Source organism: Pseudoalteromonas sp. SG44-17 (assembly GCF_014164235.1).
In the GTDB taxonomy this organism is placed as follows: Bacteria; Pseudomonadota; Gammaproteobacteria; order Enterobacterales; family Alteromonadaceae; genus Pseudoalteromonas; species Pseudoalteromonas rhizosphaerae.
Map to the genome: position 1 here is coordinate 99,875 of NZ_JACJEV010000004.1, position 17,634 is coordinate 117,508.

Genomic DNA, 17,634 nt, shown 5'->3' on the forward strand with positions numbered 1-17,634 from the left:
AGCAAAACGCGTTATATGGCAAAATCCCTGCTTTGATTTAAGTATTATTTTCAATACTGTGGGAAGCCCCGATACAATGAGCATGAACGCCCAGTTTTTCGTTCTAAAGCAACAAGATGAGTCATTAGCCAAGGCTGATGATCACTTTAGCTTAGCGGCTGATATTGCTGCTGAACAGTATCGTCTTGGTCATCGTATCTTTATTTACGTTGATGATCTTGAAATTGCCCATGCCATTGATGAAACTATTTGGTCATTCGACCCCGACAGTTTTGTGCCTCACAATCTCCAAGGTGAAGGTCCAAAAGGTGGTGCGCCCGTTGAAATAGGTACTACCCCGCCAGTCGGTAATCGTAAAGTTTTAATTAACTTGGCTGCACAATTGCCGGACTTTATTCGTCGGTTTAACCAAGTTTTTGATTTTGTGCCCGTTGAAGCCACTGCTAAACAAGCTGCCCGTGAGCGCTTTAAAAAGCTACGCCAACTCGGTGCTAATATCACCACGCAAGATATTAATAGCTAACATACCTTTTGTATAAATAGCTAACTAACTCATTTAAGTACTTATTTAAGGTTCTGTGTAATGGATAAAACCTACAATCCGCAAGATATTGAACAGTCGTTATACCAAGACTGGGAACAAAAAGGCTACTTCAAACCATCGGGTAAAGGCGATGCATATTCAATTATGATCCCGCCACCCAATGTCACTGGTAGCTTACACATGGGCCACGCTTTCCAAGACACCATTATGGATACCTTAACGCGTTTTAAACGTATGCAAGGTAATAACACATTATGGCAAGTAGGTACTGACCACGCAGGTATTGCTACGCAAATGCTGGTTGAACGTAAACTCTCTGCTGAAGAAGGTAAAACACGCCACGACTTAGGCCGTGAAGCTTTCATCGACAAAATTTGGCAGTGGAAAGAACAATCTGGCGGGACTATCACAAAACAACTTCGTCGCCTTGGCGCATCGGTTGATTGGGATCGTGAACGTTTCACAATGGATGAAGGCTTATCAGAAGCAGTTAAAGAAGTGTTTGTACGCTTACACAAAGAAGATTTAATTTATCGTGGTAAGCGCCTAGTAAACTGGGATCCAAAGCTACACACGGCTATCTCTGATCTTGAAGTTGAAAACAAAGACAAACAAGGCCACATGTGGCACCTACGTTACCCATTGGCTGATGGTGTTACAACCCAAGACGGTAAAAACTACATTGTAGTGGCAACGACTCGCCCAGAGACCATGCTTGGTGACTCAGGTGTTGCAGTAAACCCAGATGACGAACGCTATCAAGACTTGATCGGTAAAGAGATTTTACTGCCGATTGTTAATCGTCGAATTAAAATTGTTGCTGATGAACATGCCGATAAAGACAAAGGCACTGGTTGTGTAAAAATCACGCCAGCACACGACTTTAACGATAACGAAGTTGGTAAGCGTCATCAAATGCCGTTGATCAATATCTTCGATAAAGATGCCGCAATTCTAAGCCAAGGCGAAACCTACACCTTTGATGGTAAAGAGCTTGAGTTTGATGCACCAATTCCTGAGCGCCTGCATGGTCTTGACCGCTTCGATGCACGTAAAGCAATTGTGGCTGAATTTGAACAGTTAGGCTTACTTGAAAAGATTGAAGATCACGCTCTAACCGTACCTTACGGCGACCGCTCAGGTGTGGTTATTGAACCGCTACTTACTGACCAATGGTATGTACGTGTTGCACCACTGGCTGAGCCTGCAAAAGACGCAGTAAAAAATGGCGATATTCAATTTGTACCTAAGCAATACGAGAACATGTATTTCTCGTGGATGAACGACGTACAAGATTGGTGTATTTCGCGCCAGTTGTGGTGGGGTCACCGCATTCCAGCTTGGTACGACAGCGAAGGCAACGTTTTTGTTGGCCGTGATGAAGCAGAAGTACGTCGTGAAAACAACATTGCTGATAGCGTAACACTTAGCCAAGACGAAGATGTACTCGATACCTGGTTCTCATCAGCACTTTGGACTTTTTCAACCCAAGGCTGGCCTGCGAACACAGATGATTTGAAAACTTTCCACCCGTCTGACGTATTGGTAACTGGTTTTGATATTATCTTCTTCTGGGTAGCGCGCATGATCATGATGACCATGCATTTCATCAAAGATGATAACGGCAAGCCACAAGTGCCCTTTAAAACGGTTTACGTTACGGGTCTTATTCGCGATGAAAATGGCGATAAAATGTCAAAATCAAAAGGTAACGTACTTGATCCAATCGATATGATTGACGGTATCGACCTTGAAAGCTTAGTAACAAAACGCACCAGTAACCTGATGCAAGAAAAAGTCGCTAAGAAAATCGAAAAAGATACTCGTAAAACCTTTGATAACGGCATTGAAGCTCACGGTACAGATGCACTGCGCTTTACTTTAGCGGCAATGGCATCGACTGGTCGTGACATCAACTGGGATATGAACCGCCTTGAAGGTTACCGCAACTTCTGTAATAAGTTATGGAACGCCAGCCGTTATGTACTAATGAACACCGAAGAGCAAGATTGTGGCTTTACAAATGATGCAGTTAAAGAGTATTCACTTGCTGATCGTTGGATCTTAGGCCAATTTGAAGCAACTGTTAAAACCTATACTGAGCACTTAGATAACTACCGTTTTGACCTTGCAGCAAATACGCTTTATGAGTTCACTTGGAACCAATTTTGCGATTGGTACTTAGAGCTGACAAAGCCTGTATTATTCAAAGGCAATGAAGCACAACAACGTGGTACGCGTCATACACTGATCACTGTGCTTGAAAGCCTACTGCGCTTAATGCACCCAATGATGCCATACATTACCGAAACGATTTGGCAACGTGTTGCGCCACTGGCAGGTCTTGAAACAGCGAACACTAGTATCATGGTACAAGCCTTCCCTGTTTACAATGAAGCTAACGTTGATGCAAAAGCAATGGATGATTTAGAGTGGGTTAAGCAATTCATTTTAGCCATTCGTAACATTCGTGGTGAAATGGATATTAGCCCAAGCAAGCCGTTATCAGTATTACTAGCAAATGCATCTGCGGATGATGTACGTCGTATTGAAGAAAATAAATCTTTCTTAGCATCACTTGCTAAAATTGAAGAATTTACGCTGCTTGATAACAAAGATGACGCACCTGCATGTGCAACATCTTATGTTGGTAACCTTGAGATCATGATCCCAATGGCAGGTCTAATCGATGTTGACGCCGAACTTGCACGTATTGCTAAGCAGCTTGAAAAAGCCGAAAAAGGCCTAGCTCAAGTGCAAAATAAACTAGCAAACGAAAAGTTTGTTAACAATGCACCTGAAGCAGTCCTTGCTAAAGAAAATGAGAAACTTGCAGAGTTCTCAGATGCGAAAGCAAAACTACTTGAGCAAAAAGCCAAGATCGAAAGCTTGTAACTAGATGCGGGGAACCCCGCACAGCTAGACACAAAAAAAGCCGCGTTAATAAATAACGCGGCTTTTTATTTGCGCGGGATAAACCCGCGCCTACAAATTAAAACGTGTAGTTATACTGCGCACCAAATAAGTATGCATGGCCTTTTGATTCAAAGCCCCACTGCTGACCTAAGCCATCAGATTCAGTAAAGTTTTGTGTTTTACCACGGAGAATACTCATACCAATATCTAGGTTTGCTTGTTCGCTCATGGTGTAGTTAACACCAAACGAGTACCAAAAACGGTCAGTATCAGGGATAGAAATCGACAGGTGTTTTTGATCGGCTGGTGATTCATCATAAGCAATACCAGCACGTAATAGTACAGCATCGTTAAACTGATAATCGCCACCGATTGAGTAACGCATTGAGTTTGAGAAGTGCTCATCTTTAGAGAATACAGGTGTATCTTTGCCTGGAACATAAGCTTCTAGCTTTTGGAAACTATCCCAACCAGTCCATAATACACTGTAGTGTAAGCCTGTTTTCTCATCTAACTGGTGTGTACCAGAGAACTCAGCAATCGCAGGGAGAGTGATTTCAACACTTCCAGGTACACTTACGCCAGCTAGGCCACCGATTTGTGCAGGTAATTGGTTAGAAAACTCGCCATCAAATGTGATATCTGTCTCGCTACGATAGTTAAAACCAAAGCGACTATTTTCATCAATCTGATAGCTAGCTCCTAAGTTCCAACCAAAGCCAGTATCATCGCCTTCTAAATGTACTGCTTGAGTTTGTGCTGGTAAACCTAATGGATTAGCACCAAAGTTACGAATGATTTTCGCATCTGCATAAACATAGTTTAAGCCAAGGCCAACACTAAATTGCTCATTGATTTTGTATGAACCACTTACGTTCATATTTACAGTAACAATCTCTGTTTCACCAGCAAGCTGGCCTGCAGGGTAATCTGCTTCAAATTCAGTTGATAAACCAAAATTTGAAAACGCACCAAAACCAACAGCAAACTTGTCATCGATAGGCATTACAAAATAACCTGCAGGAACAAAAGCGGCTGGCGCAATACTGCTGTCGTTTAGTTGACCAGGGTTAACTGATTGATTACTAGCTTCAGTGCCACGAAGGCTGACATCTGGAATGACAGCAATACCTGCAATACTTAGCTGCTGCTCTTTAAATACAGACATAAGAGCTGGATTACGCGCAACTACAGAGGCATCATCAGCCACTGCTGCTTCACCAGCATATGCACGCCCTAAGCCAGAGGCATTTTGCTCTGCAAGCTGGAAAGCCGCTGCAAACGTATCTGCAGACATAACAGCAAGTGATGCTGCAATTAAAGTTTTTGTAAATTTCATTGTGTTTCCTTAACCAAACAAAATGCTTGGGTTCCCATGTGTTGTCTCTAATTATTAGGAGTAAGTTACTTCAAAACCTTTGCACAGTACCTTACTTTTAAATAAAAAACTGTAACAAAGCGTTAAAAAACCCCATAAAAACCATTTTTTAACAGCAAAGTAACAGTTTTTTAAAACTCATCGGATAAGCTGCTGCTAAAAACTCATTTGCAATTAATTATCATTTAGATTGACTTGTTTGATAAGCACTATTAGACTGCCAAACAGGACTAGCAAAGGAGATGAAGCGGTGGAAATAGGATTAATTATTGCTGCGTTGGCTTTTTGTGGGGTAAGTGTATATTGCTTTTGCAAAGCTAATTTTTGTGCCTGCACTAGAGCTGGTGAATGCGATAACCCTGTTAACCATTATTGGTTAGGTGCTATTGTTTGTGCTTTAGTCGCACTAGTGTGCTGCTGCAGTGCGTTACATTCAGAGAATGGGACTTTATTGTGGCTATCATTAATGGTGAGTTGCTTCAGTGGTGCGCTATTATCGGCTAAGCAATCAACTAAAAAACACTGTAACAAAGCAATAACCAAAAAACCGCTTAAACCAACAGATGCTCTTTTAACAAACGAGCCAAATTAAGCTGATAATCTAATGGTTTAATACTCGCTAAAATCTTTAAGTCATGATCTGCTGAAGTTAAATCAACATCTTTTGCCGTAATATGATGACTATGCTTAGCATTATAGAAAACTTTAACTTTAGGTTGAATGGGGTTCTGATGATTACCTTCAGTTACTAATGCCAATCGTTCATTGGTTAATTTAACAATCGTACCGACCGGATGCACACCTAAACACTTAATAAACCGCTGTACTAACTCACCATCAAACATGTGTTTATTAGCTAATAAATAGCGCAATGCGTTGATCGGTTCATCACCAATTTGATGGGGTCTATCTGCGGTCATTGCATCATAAACGTCAACTATCGCCATAATTCGCGCTGGTCGACTAAGTTTTTCGCCCTGCAGACCTCGAGGATAACCACTGCCATCTAAGCGCTCATGGTGATTAACTATCATATCAAGCATTAATGGGGTAATGCCTTTTTCGCCTTTTACCAAGCCTAAACTTTGCGCTACATGCTTTTTAATCGCTTGCATCTCAAGCTTATTTACTTTCTCAGGTTTAGAAAAAATCCCTTGTGGTAATTTAGCTTGGCCTAAGTCATGTAGCAAGGCCCCCATAGCCAGCTCTTGTACAACACTTTCTTTGTAACCTAAGTACTTGGCAAATACAGTGACAAAAATGGCGCAGTTAGTCATATGTCGCCAATTGTACATATGCTTATCTTTAATACGAGTTAAAATAGTCATTGCATTATGATTACGAAATACCGATGCCACGATATCTTTGGCAATGCCATCAAGCAATGCGATATTCATCTTTAAGCCTGAAGTAACATCGCCATATAAACTTTGTAAATTACGATTATGTTGCTCATAGCTCACACTCGCTTTGGCAAACTCTTGCTCAACTGTAATAACCTTTTTTATTTTTGATTTTTTAGGCTTGTCGGCTGCCACAGTCGCGACTTCAGGTTTAAGCTGATATTTGGCAGGAACACTCACGTCACTTTGCGTAAAATCTATCAGCAGCTCTTGCACTCCTTCTGATACCAAGCGCTTGATGATCGATTTATCGCGAACTAGGCCGCGAGTTTTGATTTTTATACTATCAACCCCCTCAAACTGCTTGCTAACACTGTCAACAAACATTCCTGGTACGAGTTCAGAAATTGGAAGGGTAATAAGCATATAAAGTGATTAATTCATTTCAAACAATAATAATTACTGATTATCAACGATCCACTACAAATGTCTATAACAAAAGTAACGAATACGAAATAAGCACTAGGAAATGGCGAGTTGGCGAGTCAATAATAGGTATGAATTACACTAGGTCCTAGTGGTTAGGACCTAGTGGATAACATATTACTCTTGAAAGTAAGTGCCCCAGCCGTCGTATTCTACGTCGGTGTCGATCGCAAGTTGTGCTAGTTTATCAACATCTTCCATTATTACGTCAACATCTAACTCAGCTTCAACAACGATGTCAAAGCCCCAAATCTTACTGCCGTCTTCAAGCTCAAGTTCTGCAGGCTCTTCAACATCATAGCCTAGTTTAAACGCAGCTAGTGCAGCTTGCTCAAGCTTGACAAAGTCTTCGCAAACAAAGTGATGTTCTACTTCGTATAAGATCTCAGGATCAGAACCATCTTCTAATAACGAAGTTACAATGTCTTCACTAATTTCACGCCAATTTTCCATTACTTTTCTCTCACTTGAGCATCTAATTCAGTTATTCTAGCAGCCATTTTGCTATGAATACGCTTTGCGTGTTCACGTGCTCCAATCGTTTTATCAAGTGGCTCTGGCGCTAACATGTCTATGTAGATTATACCATTGTCCCAGCGATTTAGCTTAATGGTTTTATATGTTGTGCTCATACATACAGGTACTACAGGTACATCCGCATTTAAAGCCGTGTGAAATGCACCTGTTTTAAATGGTAATAAGCCACGTCCGTAACTGCGGGTTCCCTCTGGGAAAATCCACACTGACAAGCCTTTTTGTTTGATTTTATCGGCCGATTTAGTGATCGTGCTAGCCGCTTTAGAACGATTTCCCCGATCAATTAAAATATTGCCCGAAAGCCAATATAGCTGTCCAAAAAATGGGATCCACTTAAGACTTTTTTTACCTAAACTGACACAGTTTTTTGGTACCGCCGCCGGTAAAGTGAAAATATCGTAATTATTTTGATGGTTTGCAACATACACTGCAGGGCCACAATTTTGCGCGTCAGGATGGCGTGTAATAACCACGTTTACACCAAGCATTTTAGCCACTGTGCCAAACCAACTTGAAATAATATGTACATTATTTATATGAAAAGGTTTTACTAAACAAAGGAGTAAACCAAATACACAGCTTAATAAAATAAACAATGCCATAATAACAATACGAATAATAGCTAACAAAGAAAACGCTCCAAAAATAATAACGCCAGCATTATAGCGTTATTTTTGCCGCTAAACGAGTGTTTAGCGAACACATGTAAGCTTAAAATAATTTTCTGCTTTAAAAACAAACGACCTGCAATAGCAGGCCGTTTTATTCATAGATATAAAAAAAATACTTACTCGGTTTCTGTCGGCTCAATATCATCATCAATCGCCGTCAGCTCTACAACCGCTTCATCGACACGCTGTAAACCACGCGGTAGTTTGTTACCTCGACGGCCACGCTCGCCATGATAGTGCTCCAAATCAGTAGGTTTAAGAGTCAGTTTACGCTTACCTGCATGCAAGGTAACACTGGTACCTTCAGGCACCACTGCCAGCACTTTAACAAACTCTTCACGCGCTTGTACTTTGGCACTTGGGATAGAGATTATCTTGTTACCCTTACCTTTACCTAGTTTTGGTAAATCACGTAATGGGAATAACAACATCCGGCCCTCATTAGATATCGCCATACAGTAATCGTTAGCAACATCATTAACCCGAATTGGCGCTAATAATTGCCCACCTTTAGGCACACTGACCAGGGCTTTACCGTTTTTGTTTTTACTTACTAGATCTACAAAATCAGTAATAAAACCATAACCTGCATCTGATGCCATTAACAACACTTGTTTGTCTTCGCCCATCACTACATGCTCAAAATTAGCACCTGCAGTAAGGTTAAACCGACCTGTCATTGGTTCACCTTGGCTTCGTGCCGACGGTAACCCATGCGCATCAGTGGCAAATGCACGCCCAGCAGAATCTAAGAACACCGCAGGTTGGTTACTCTTACCACGCGCAGAGGCTTTATATGCATCGCCAGCCCGGTAACTGAGCCCTTCAACATCTAAATCATGGCCTTTACCAACACGCGCCCAACCTTTTTCAGACAACACAACGGTTACTGATTCTGATGGGATTAAATCTTTTTCGCTTAATGCTTTAGCTTCAAGACGTTCGACAATCGGTGAACGGCGCTCATCACCATACAGCTCTGCTGCTTCTTGAATCTCTTTTTTTAGTAACGTCGACATACGACGTTCAGAGCCTAAAGTCAGCTGTAATTTATCGCGTTCTTTGGCAAGCTCATCTTGCTCACCTCGAATTTTAAACTCTTCAAGTTTCGCTAAATGACGTAGTTTTAATTCAAGGATTGCTTCGGCTTGGATGTCTGTAATACCAAAGCGTTCCATTAACACAGGCTTTGGCTTGTCTTCGCTACGAATAATCTCAATAACTTCATCAATATTTAAAAAGGCTGCAAGTAAACCTTCTAAAATATGTAAACGAGCCAATACTTTATCTAAACGATATTGCAGGCGACGGCGCACTGTTTCACGACGGAACACCAGCCACTCAGTTAAAATGGTTCGTAAATCTTTTACCTGCGGACGGCCATCAAGGCCAAGCATATTGATATTAACGCGGTAATTTTTTTCCAAGTCCGTAGTGGCAAATAAATGAGCCATTAACGGCTCCACTTTAATGCGATTAGAACGCGGAATGATGACAATCCGGGTTGGATTTTCATGATCTGATTCGTCACGTAAATCAGCGACCATAGGCAGCTTTTTGGCATTCATTTGCGCTGCGATTTGCTCAAGTACTTTACCACCAGAACATTGATGTGGCAGTGCAGTAATGACAATATCGCCGTGCTCCTCTGTATAAATAGCGCGCATTTTTATCGAACCACGGCCGGTTTGATAAATTTTACGAATATCCGCTTTTGAAGTGATTATTTCAGCTTCAGTTGGGTAATCGGGAGCTTGTACATGCTCAAGCAATTGATCTAACTCAGCTTTAGGGTTATCCAACAGCAAACAACAGGCACTGGCTACTTCGCGCACGTTGTGTGGAGGAATGTCAGTTGCCATACCGACTGCAATACCCGTAATACCATTGAGTAAAATATGTGGTAAGCGTGATGGTAATACTTGTGGTTCATCCATTGTGCCATCAAAGTTTGGCGTCCAATCAACAGTTCCTTGGCCAAGTTCTTTTAACAGTACTTCTGAGAACTTAGATAAACGCGCTTCGGTATAACGCATTGCCGCAAATGACTTTGGATCATCTGCAGCACCCCAGTTCCCTTGCCCATCAACTAATGGGTAACGATAAGAAAATGGTTGTGCCATTAACACCATCGCTTCATAACAGGCGCTATCACCATGAGGATGATACTTACCGAGTACATCTCCAACGGTACGGGCTGACTTTTTATACTTAGCCGTTGCCGATAAACCCAGTTCACTCATGGCGTAAATAATACGACGTTGTACTGGTTTTAGACCATCGCCAATATGTGGCAATGCCCTATCCATGATCACATACATGGAATAATTCAAATAGGCGTCTTCAGTAAAACGCCCCATTGTTTGTTGCTCAATTCCTTGCAATAGCAAGGTATCTGTATCACTCATCAAAGCCTACCTAATTTTTTTTATAGCTTACACGGTAGATCACATTGGCATAATCATCGGAGATCAATAAGCTGCCATCGGCAAGTTCTGCAAAAGCAACCGGACGACCCAATGTTTCTTCGTTTTTCATAAAGCCCGTAATAAACGGCGTGTATTTTATCACACGTCCTTGCTCAATAGTGGCAACTGCCACTTTATATCCAGATTTTTTACTGCGGTTCCACGAGCCATGTTCAGCAACAAATAATTGCTGCTTATAAGTAGCAGGAAATTGTTTACCTTGATAAAAATGAATCCCTAATGGAGCAACATGCGCACCCAAAGCTAAAGCTGGGGCACTGTAATCGGCAATATTTTTACCTTTACCAAATTCAGGATCTAAGATGGCACCTGCATGCACATAGGGAAAACCAAAATGTTCACCTTCGGTTGTTAAGCGGTTTAGTTCATCCGGTGGAAGATCATCCCCCATCATATCTCGGCCATTATCACTAAACCACATAGCCTGGGTGCTAGGATGAAAGTCAAAACCAACAGAGTTACGCACACCTTGTGCTAACGTGGTCATTTGTTTGGTGTTTACATCCAATGAAAATATTCGCCCATAGCGCTCATCTTCGCCGCAAATATTACAAGGTACACCCACAGGAATGATTAACTCGCCAGTTGGTGAAAAGCGTAAGAACTTCCAACCGTGGTGACTTTCTGTCGGTAATGCGTCGTATACCACTTCATATTTAGGTGCTTTTAATTGTGTATCAATATTCTTGAAGCGGATAATACGTTGTACTTCAGCAACATACAGGTCGCCATCTTTGATTGCTAAACCCGATGGCATAGTTAAACCACTGGCCACCAGTATTTGTTTATCAGCAACCCCATCACTATTGTGATCAATAAGTGCATATACGTTTCCCGCTCTGCGCGAGCCAACATAGACAATACCTTTTTTAGATACTGCTAATTGCCGTGCATTTTCCACATCACTGGCAAATATGCTTACAGTAAAACCATTAGGAACACTGAGTTCTTTAAGGATTTCTTTTGCTGCTAAGGACGGGCTTAGCAAGCCTAAAGTTAGTAGAGAAACTAGTAATTTATTCATCGATTTTACCCTATTTGGCCATGCTGCTTCGCTGCATATAACGCTTAATCTGCTTTCTATTAAAAATCTTTGAGCGACGTTTTTTCATCACAGCAAACTTGCCATGACTTAGAACTCACCGCGAACACTGATTATACGAGCTTTAATTAAGTAATCAGGACTTTGATTACATAGTCGTTTGTCAGCAAATACCAATTGCATTAAATTAGTGAGTTATTTTACCTTAGGGGGATATAACTCACTAAATAATCATGTTTTTAATAAATTGGTATAAATCGAGTTACAGCTTTATACGATACAAGTACAAACAACTTTAAAAATCACACTTGAGCACGATTACCATGATCTTCTAACCATTGACGACGATCTGATGAGCGCTTTTTCGCCAGCAACATATCCATCATTTCCATGGTTTCCACTTCATCCTCTAAGGTTAGCTGGACTAAGCGGCGAGTATTAGGATCCATGGTCGTTTCGCGTAGTTGCAGTGGGTTCATTTCACCCAAGCCTTTGAAACGCTGTACGTTTACTTTACCGCGTTTTTTCTCTGCTTCAATACGCGCTAGGATGCCGGATTTTTCATCTTCATCAAGGGCATAATAAACATCTTTACCAATGTCGATTCTAAACAACGGTGGCATAGCTACATATACGTGACCCGTTTTCACCAACGTTGGGAAATGACGAACAAATAGTGCACACAACAAAGTCGCAATATGCAGTCCATCGGAGTCAGCATCCGCTAAGATACAAATTTTATTATAGCGTAACGAAGAGATATCAGTTGAGTCAGGGTCGATACCCAGCGCCACAGAAATATCGTGCACCTCTTGTGACGCTAAAATTTGCCCTGATTCAACTTCCCACGTATTCAAAATTTTACCACGTAGTGGCATTATTGCCTGAAACTCACGATCACGTGCTTGTTTAGCTGAGCCACCAGCTGAGTCACCTTCTACTAAAAACAGCTCAGTACGGTCGTTATCTGCAGCGCTACAGTCGGTTAATTTGCCCGGTAATGCGGGGCCTGCGGTAACACGCTTACGCACCACTTTTTTGGCTGCGCGAAGACGTTTTTGTGCATTAGAAATACATAACTCTGACAGTAACTCAGCAGTATCGGTGTGCTCATTTAACCATAAACTGAATGCATCTTTTACCACCCCAGATACAAATGCCGAGCACGAACGAGAAGATAATTTCTCTTTGGTTTGACCAGCAAATTGTGGATCTTGCATTTTCACTGATAAAACGTAGCTACACCGTTCCCAAATGTCATCGGGGGTGAGCTTAACGCCACGCGGCAGTAAGTTTCTAAATTCACAAAACTCACGCATAGCCTCAAGTAAACCTTGTCGCAAACCATTTACGTGAGTCCCGCCTTGCGCAGTTGGTATTAAGTTAACGTAACTTTCAGCTATCGATTCACCGCCTTCAGGTAACCAAACAACCGCCCAATCAGCACCTTCCGTTGAACTTGAAAACTCACCGGTAAATGGGTCTTTTGGCAGTACTTCGTAACCTTTAACAGCTTCGTTTAAGTAGTCTTTAAGGCCTGTTTCGTAATACCACTCTTGGGTTTCTTTGGTTTGTTTATTAACAAACTTAATACGTAAGCCTGGGCAAAGTACGGCTTTAGCTTTTAATAAATGATGTAATTTAGTCAACGAGAAATTAGCTGAGTCAAAGTAGCTTACATCAGGCCAAAAACGTACAGTTGTACCTGTATTACGTTTACCTACGGTGCCTATAACATGAAGATCTTCAACTTTATCACCGCTTTCAAACGCCATCATGTATTGTTGTGCATCGCGGCGCACAACCACTTCAACGCGCGTTGATAATGCATTAACCACGGAGATCCCTACCCCGTGCAAACCACCTGAAAATTGGTAGTTTTTATTAGAGAACTTGCCACCAGCATGCAGCTTGGTAAAAATCAATTCGACCCCTGGAATACCTTCTTCTGGGTGAATATCGATAGGCATACCACGGCCATCATCGCTAACTTCTAGCGAATTATCTTCATGCAAAATGACATCAATTCTAGTGGCATGTCCGGCCATGGCTTCATCGACACTGTTATCAATAACCTCTTGTCCTAAGTGATTAGGACGGGTGGTGTCGGTGTACATACCAGGACGGCGTTTAACAGGTTCTAACCCATTTAATACTTCAATGGCTTCGGCGTTATAATTTTGCTGACTCATAGTTTTTATCTTTTATGCGCTTAGCTATGTTTTACGTGATTTTAAGAAAATCTACAATACTAGCAATGGAGTCTTCAAAGCCAACAAAGCTATGATCACCACCAAATTCTATCTGTTGCTTGCATTGTGAATAATATTTAACGGCCTGCTGATAATCCAGTACTTCATCACCCGTTTGCTGTAATAAATACAGTAATGATGGGCGCTCTAAGCTAGGTATCGACAGTGATTTTAACGCGTTAATATGACTATTGTTGAGCTCGTAATGGCTATCCTGATAGGGATTATAGTTCGGCCCTAACAAAGAACTCAATAATAAATAAGGCTTAACTGCAGGGTTTATAACCACTGCTGGTAACTGATATTTTTGCGATAAATAAGTGGCGTAAAAACCACCTAAAGAACTGCCAAGTAATACAGTATTTGGCGTTAATAATTGTTCAATTTGAATTATCGCATGAAACGGTTCATGGCTTAGCCGTGGCACACAATAATCAACGTCATAGTGTGCCATATACTCACCAAAGCGGACAGCTTTAAATGAATGTTCGCTGCTATTAAAACCATGAATATAAATTACTCGTTGGGCCACATCAGTTCCGAGTTAATTAATAGTTTTGCACTGTTTGTTGGCTTTGATATTGTCAACAATCGATAACCAGGCCCCGCATTATGTTGCTGCCAGTCATCGGTGTATTTAGTAAACTGCACTGAGCTTGCTGGCGTAGCAAAAATCTCAATACTTCTGAATTTAAATTGATAGTCATTGTGAACATGACCATGAAATAACTGCCTTACTAGCGCGCTATTATGCAATACATTAAGTAATTGCGGGCCATTTTCGAGCATATGCTTGTCTAGGTAACCATTAATAGGTAATGGATTATGGTGGCAAAAAGCCACGCTTGGCGACTGTGAAGTCGCTAATAAATCAGCGAGTTCATTTAAATCGGCTTCGCTTACCCAACCTGCTGGTGTTGGCCCTTTAGAGCTAATTAATAACACTTCAAACCCATCGGCAATTAACCGTTTTGCGCTATTGATTTGACCACCAGAAATACGCTGCATCGCACTGATATCATCATGATTACCTGGCAGCCAAAAGACTGGGCAAGTAAGCGCTGAATCGGCAATCAACTGAGCAAACAATAAATATGATGCAAAACTGTGATCTTGGGTTAAATCGCCACCAAAGATCACGGCGTCTAGTGACTGTTTTGCCATATCTGCAAGCGCGCGAGAAAAATGCTCAGCGGTATTGACCGCAAAATACTCCCCTTGTGGGTCTGCAAATAAGTGACAATCGGTAATATGCGCTAAGCGCAGCTGAGTATTATTGAACTGCACCGACTCATCAAACCAGGCCATCATTTATATCCCAGTTAAGTACTGCTCGACCACTTTCAACACACGCCACTAACCAATCATACAAAAACGCATTGAGTTGATATTTTTCATCTTTTTGATGCATTTGCGGATTAGGGTAACCATATGAAGGTTTGATCCTTTGATGGTAATCATGGTGAATTATTTCAGCAACTTTTGCATCGTGATATAAACGCACAGTTAAAAACAGCGGATTAAACCCTTTTAACATACCGGTTAATTGCGTTATTGAAATATCCATCGTGTATTTAGCACAGCCATCAACCTTAATTACAAACTGGTTATTACCCAATTGTACTTGACGTGTATTGCCTTCTTTGCGCTCATTGGGCAACAATTTTAAAGCACGTAAGTAATTATGCTCACATAACGTCAAGTATTTAGGAAGACTCTGAATATATCGTTGTTTCACTGCAAGTGCTGTCACATTACCGCCATAAAGTTAGAGGTTAAGGGTAGTCTATTACTATTTTAGCTGCGCTGATTATTAATTATACGTTCGCGATTAAGGGCTAACCACTGCAATGAAATTACCGAGGCAGCATTATCTATCTCACCGGTTGCTAAACGCGCCATTGCATCATCAAAACTGAGAATATGCGTTTTAATATCTTCACCTTCAGTTGCAAGTCCATACACGCCACTTTGCAGCTGGCTTAAATCAGTTTTTGCAAAGTAAAGATATAACCGCTCAGTAGTCCCACCAGGGCTTGACAGATACGATAGCATAAATTCTAATTCACTCAGTACTAAGCCCGCTTCTTCAAATGCTTCGCGCCTAACGACATCTTCATAATTAGTGCTGCCATCGGTCATGCCTGCTATACATTCTAATAACCAAGGTGACTGTTTACTTTTTATCGCGCCAATACGTATTTGTTCGATCAGCAAAATACAGTCTGTTACGGGATCATACGGTAAAACCGCAACAGCGTCACCGCGTTCAAGTATTTCACGGCGGATCGTCGCTGATTGGCCCCCCGCAAATAATGCATGTTCAAACTGATATAAGTTAATCTTAAAAAAACCGTTATAAAGTACCTTTATAGGAGCTATTATAACGTCTTGCTTGGTAAATTTTGTGAGTATTTCATCAGCCATGAAGTTTCCTATTACACATATTATTACTTGAGTTTCAACCTAGATACTTACTATCATGTCCGGGATATTATATTCTGTTACACTTGTTTACGCTGTTTTACGCAAATTTTTTTTTGTTCTTATGTAAAACAGGTTACCATGCTTTTAGAACGTAAATTGTCTAAGGACTGAACGAATAATGAAAAAGAACATTCTTGCTGCGCTGATTGGTATATCTTGCGCATTAACAGCTACAGCGTCAAATGCTGAAGACTTATTACAAGTTTATGAAATTGCCACTGCTAACGATCCTACAGTTTTAAAAGCAAAAGCCCAAGCAAATGCACAAGCTTATAACAGTGACCGTGCGATGAGCGCATTATTGCCACAAATCGGTTTTTCTATGGGGTATGAGAAAACCGATAGCACATCATTTAACGGAACTGATGCGGCAGGATATACCAAGATCGATAGCGATTCAGATACTTTCAGCCGTGGTCTTAGACTAAGCCAAACTCTGTTTGATTTAGGTGCATGGAATTCACTCGGTATTGCAGACAAACAAGCGTTGCAAGCAGCTGCTCAATATGATTTTGCCAAGCAAGACCTAATTGTTCGTGTTGCAGATGGCTATTTCAGCGTATTAAGTTCAATTGATAACTTAGAATTTGTACAATCTGAAAAACGCGCTATTGAACGTCAACTTGAGCAAACCAAACAGCGTTATGCTGTAGGCTTGACGGCAATTACCGATGTGCATGAAGCGCAAGCACAATTTGATAACTCGGTTGCCCGCGAAATCGTTGCCAGAAACGGCGTTGAAACTGCCCGTGAGCAGCTTCGTGAAATTACCGGTAAATATCATGCTAAGCTTGATGTATTAAATACCGAAACATTCTCTACGGTACAACCGACAAAAAAATCACCCGATTACATTAAGCTTGCAGAACAAAATAATTTAAACCTGCAGGTCTCCAAGGTAACGGTTGATATCGCTAAAGATCAAATTGATTTAGCACAAGCAGGCCATTATCCTAAGCTGACTTTAGATGCCAGCTACGGTGATACACTAACTGATAGCAATAGCAACACTGCCCGCCCACGTGGTGATAGTACAAATATTGGCATTAACTTTAGTGTGCCAATATATTCAGGCGGTGCTACTACTGCAGCGACTGAGCAGGCACGTGCTTTTTATGTTGCTGCAAGTGAAGATCTAGAAGCTAGTCTGCGTGGCGTAACCCGCTCGGTGATCACCTCTTATAATCAAGTAGTATCAGATATTGCGACCTTTAAAGCGCTTGAACAAGCCGTAGTTTCTGCTGAAAGTGCATTAAAAGCCACTGAAGCTGGTTTTGAAGTGGGTACTCGTACTATTGTTGACGTACTGGTCAGTACACAAAACTTATTTAACGCCAAACGTAACCTCGCTGATGTACGTTATCGCTACGTTGTATCAACGCTACGCTTAAAACAAGCAGCGGGCACGTTAACAAGTAATGATTTACAAGCCATCAACCAAGGTTTAAAAGAAATCCAATAAAGATAAGCTTAACATTACTCATTTAAA

General features: G+C 41.3%; 15 protein-coding genes. 4 read left to right on the forward strand and 11 right to left on the reverse strand.

Annotated elements, in window-relative coordinates; genetic code table 11:
- The first annotated feature begins 76 nt into the window (after nt 1-76).
- Together H5182_RS04585 and H5182_RS04590 are read left to right on the forward strand one after the other, a co-directional pair.
- Entirely contained in the window at nt 77-523 is a 447-nt protein-coding gene (locus H5182_RS04585) for a DNA polymerase III subunit chi (protein WP_145234983.1), read from the forward strand.
- Between the two features lie 60 nt (nt 524-583).
- Nucleotides 584-3,439 carry a valine--tRNA ligase gene (locus H5182_RS04590; protein WP_145234981.1) on the forward strand — a complete coding sequence of 952 codons (2,856 nt, stop codon included), beginning with the start codon at nt 584-586 and terminating at the stop codon, nt 3,437-3,439.
- Between the two features lie 97 nt (nt 3,440-3,536).
- Here H5182_RS04590 and H5182_RS04595 read toward each other — a convergent pair whose 3' ends face one another.
- Entirely contained in the window at nt 3,537-4,799 is a 1,263-nt protein-coding gene (locus tag H5182_RS04595; RefSeq protein WP_145234979.1) for an outer membrane protein transport protein, read from the reverse strand.
- 289 nt (nt 4,800-5,088) lie between these two features.
- Between H5182_RS04595 and H5182_RS22265 the strand changes: the two genes are divergently transcribed.
- Nucleotides 5,089-5,430: a hypothetical protein gene (locus tag H5182_RS22265; protein ID WP_310741265.1), complete on the forward strand. Its 342-nt coding sequence runs from the start codon at nt 5,089-5,091 to the stop codon at nt 5,428-5,430.
- Here the strand turns inward: H5182_RS22265 and H5182_RS04605 are convergent.
- The 10 genes from H5182_RS04605 to H5182_RS04650 form a co-directional block, all read right to left on the reverse strand.
- Entirely contained in the window at nt 5,390-6,607 is a 1,218-nt protein-coding gene (locus H5182_RS04605) for an HD-GYP domain-containing protein (RefSeq protein WP_182759606.1), read from the reverse strand. The genes H5182_RS22265 and H5182_RS04605 overlap by 41 nt on opposite strands.
- A gap of 177 nt (nt 6,608-6,784) precedes the next feature.
- A complete protein-coding gene (gene rraB, locus H5182_RS04610; RefSeq protein ID WP_064667208.1) occupies nt 6,785-7,120 on the reverse strand; it encodes a ribonuclease E inhibitor RraB in 336 nt (111 codons plus the stop codon).
- Entirely contained in the window at nt 7,120-7,833 is a 714-nt protein-coding gene (locus H5182_RS04615; protein ID WP_145234973.1) for a 1-acylglycerol-3-phosphate O-acyltransferase, read from the reverse strand. The genes rraB and H5182_RS04615 overlap by 1 nt, the downstream gene beginning before the upstream one ends.
- A gap of 158 nt (nt 7,834-7,991) precedes the next feature.
- Entirely contained in the window at nt 7,992-10,283 is a 2,292-nt protein-coding gene (gene parC, locus H5182_RS04620) for a DNA topoisomerase IV subunit A (RefSeq protein ID WP_145234971.1), read from the reverse strand.
- A 10-nt stretch (nt 10,284-10,293) separates the two neighbouring features.
- Nucleotides 10,294-11,388: a sorbosone dehydrogenase family protein gene (locus H5182_RS04625; protein ID WP_182731349.1), complete on the reverse strand. Its 1,095-nt coding sequence runs from the start codon at nt 11,386-11,388 to the stop codon at nt 10,294-10,296.
- 320 nt (nt 11,389-11,708) lie between these two features.
- Nucleotides 11,709-13,598, reverse strand: a complete 1,890-nt coding sequence (gene parE / locus H5182_RS04630; RefSeq protein ID WP_145234966.1) for a DNA topoisomerase IV subunit B — start codon at nt 13,596-13,598, stop codon at nt 11,709-11,711.
- A 31-nt stretch (nt 13,599-13,629) separates the two neighbouring features.
- Nucleotides 13,630-14,190: a YqiA/YcfP family alpha/beta fold hydrolase gene (locus H5182_RS04635; RefSeq protein WP_145234964.1), complete on the reverse strand. Its 561-nt coding sequence runs from the start codon at nt 14,188-14,190 to the stop codon at nt 13,630-13,632.
- Nucleotides 14,175-14,966, reverse strand: a complete 792-nt coding sequence (locus H5182_RS04640) for a metallophosphoesterase (protein WP_182759654.1) — start codon at nt 14,964-14,966, stop codon at nt 14,175-14,177. Before H5182_RS04640 ends, H5182_RS04635 begins: the two co-directional genes overlap by 16 nt.
- Complete coding sequence (locus H5182_RS04645) at nt 14,953-15,411, reverse strand: DUF1249 domain-containing protein (protein WP_145234962.1); 459 nt, start codon at nt 15,409-15,411, stop codon at nt 14,953-14,955. The genes H5182_RS04640 and H5182_RS04645 overlap by 14 nt, the downstream gene beginning before the upstream one ends.
- Nucleotides 15,412-15,455: 44 nt before the next feature.
- Nucleotides 15,456-16,085 (reverse strand): NUDIX domain-containing protein, encoded by a 630-nt coding sequence (locus tag H5182_RS04650; RefSeq protein WP_182759607.1) that lies wholly within the window; start codon nt 16,083-16,085, stop codon nt 15,456-15,458.
- Nucleotides 16,086-16,263: 178 nt separating this feature from the next.
- Here H5182_RS04650 and tolC point away from each other — a divergent pair, with 178 nt between their 5' ends.
- Nucleotides 16,264-17,607, forward strand: coding sequence for an outer membrane channel protein TolC (tolC, locus tag H5182_RS04655; RefSeq protein ID WP_182731346.1), 1,344 nt, complete (start codon nt 16,264-16,266; stop codon nt 17,605-17,607).
- Nucleotides 17,608-17,634 lie beyond the last annotated feature (27 nt).

What these genes read in the sequence shown, in the direction of transcription:
- H5182_RS04585 (WP_145234983.1), top strand. Translation starts at nt 77, where the DNA reads ATGAGCATGAACGCCCAGTTTTTCGTTCTAAAGCAACAAGATGAGTCA.
- H5182_RS04590 (WP_145234981.1), top strand. Translation starts at nt 584, where the DNA reads ATGGATAAAACCTACAATCCGCAAGATATTGAACAGTCGTTATACCAA.
- H5182_RS04595 (WP_145234979.1), bottom strand. Translation starts at nt 4,799, where the DNA reads ATGAAATTTACAAAAACTTTAATTGCAGCATCACTTGCTGTTATGTCT.
- H5182_RS04605 (WP_182759606.1), bottom strand. Translation starts at nt 6,607, where the DNA reads ATGCTTATTACCCTTCCAATTTCTGAACTCGTACCAGGAATGTTTGTT.
- rraB (WP_064667208.1), bottom strand. Translation starts at nt 7,120, where the DNA reads ATGGAAAATTGGCGTGAAATTAGTGAAGACATTGTAACTTCGTTATTA.
- parC (WP_145234971.1), bottom strand. Translation starts at nt 10,283, where the DNA reads ATGAGTGATACAGATACCTTGCTATTGCAAGGAATTGAGCAACAAACA.
- H5182_RS04625 (WP_182731349.1), bottom strand. Translation starts at nt 11,388, where the DNA reads ATGAATAAATTACTAGTTTCTCTACTAACTTTAGGCTTGCTAAGCCCG.
- parE (WP_145234966.1), bottom strand. Translation starts at nt 13,598, where the DNA reads ATGAGTCAGCAAAATTATAACGCCGAAGCCATTGAAGTATTAAATGGG.
- H5182_RS04640 (WP_182759654.1), bottom strand. Translation starts at nt 14,966, where the DNA reads ATGGCCTGGTTTGATGAGTCGGTGCAGTTCAATAATACTCAGCTGCGC.
- H5182_RS04650 (WP_182759607.1), bottom strand. Translation starts at nt 16,085, where the DNA reads ATGGCTGATGAAATACTCACAAAATTTACCAAGCAAGACGTTATAATA.
- tolC (WP_182731346.1), top strand. Translation starts at nt 16,264, where the DNA reads ATGAAAAAGAACATTCTTGCTGCGCTGATTGGTATATCTTGCGCATTA.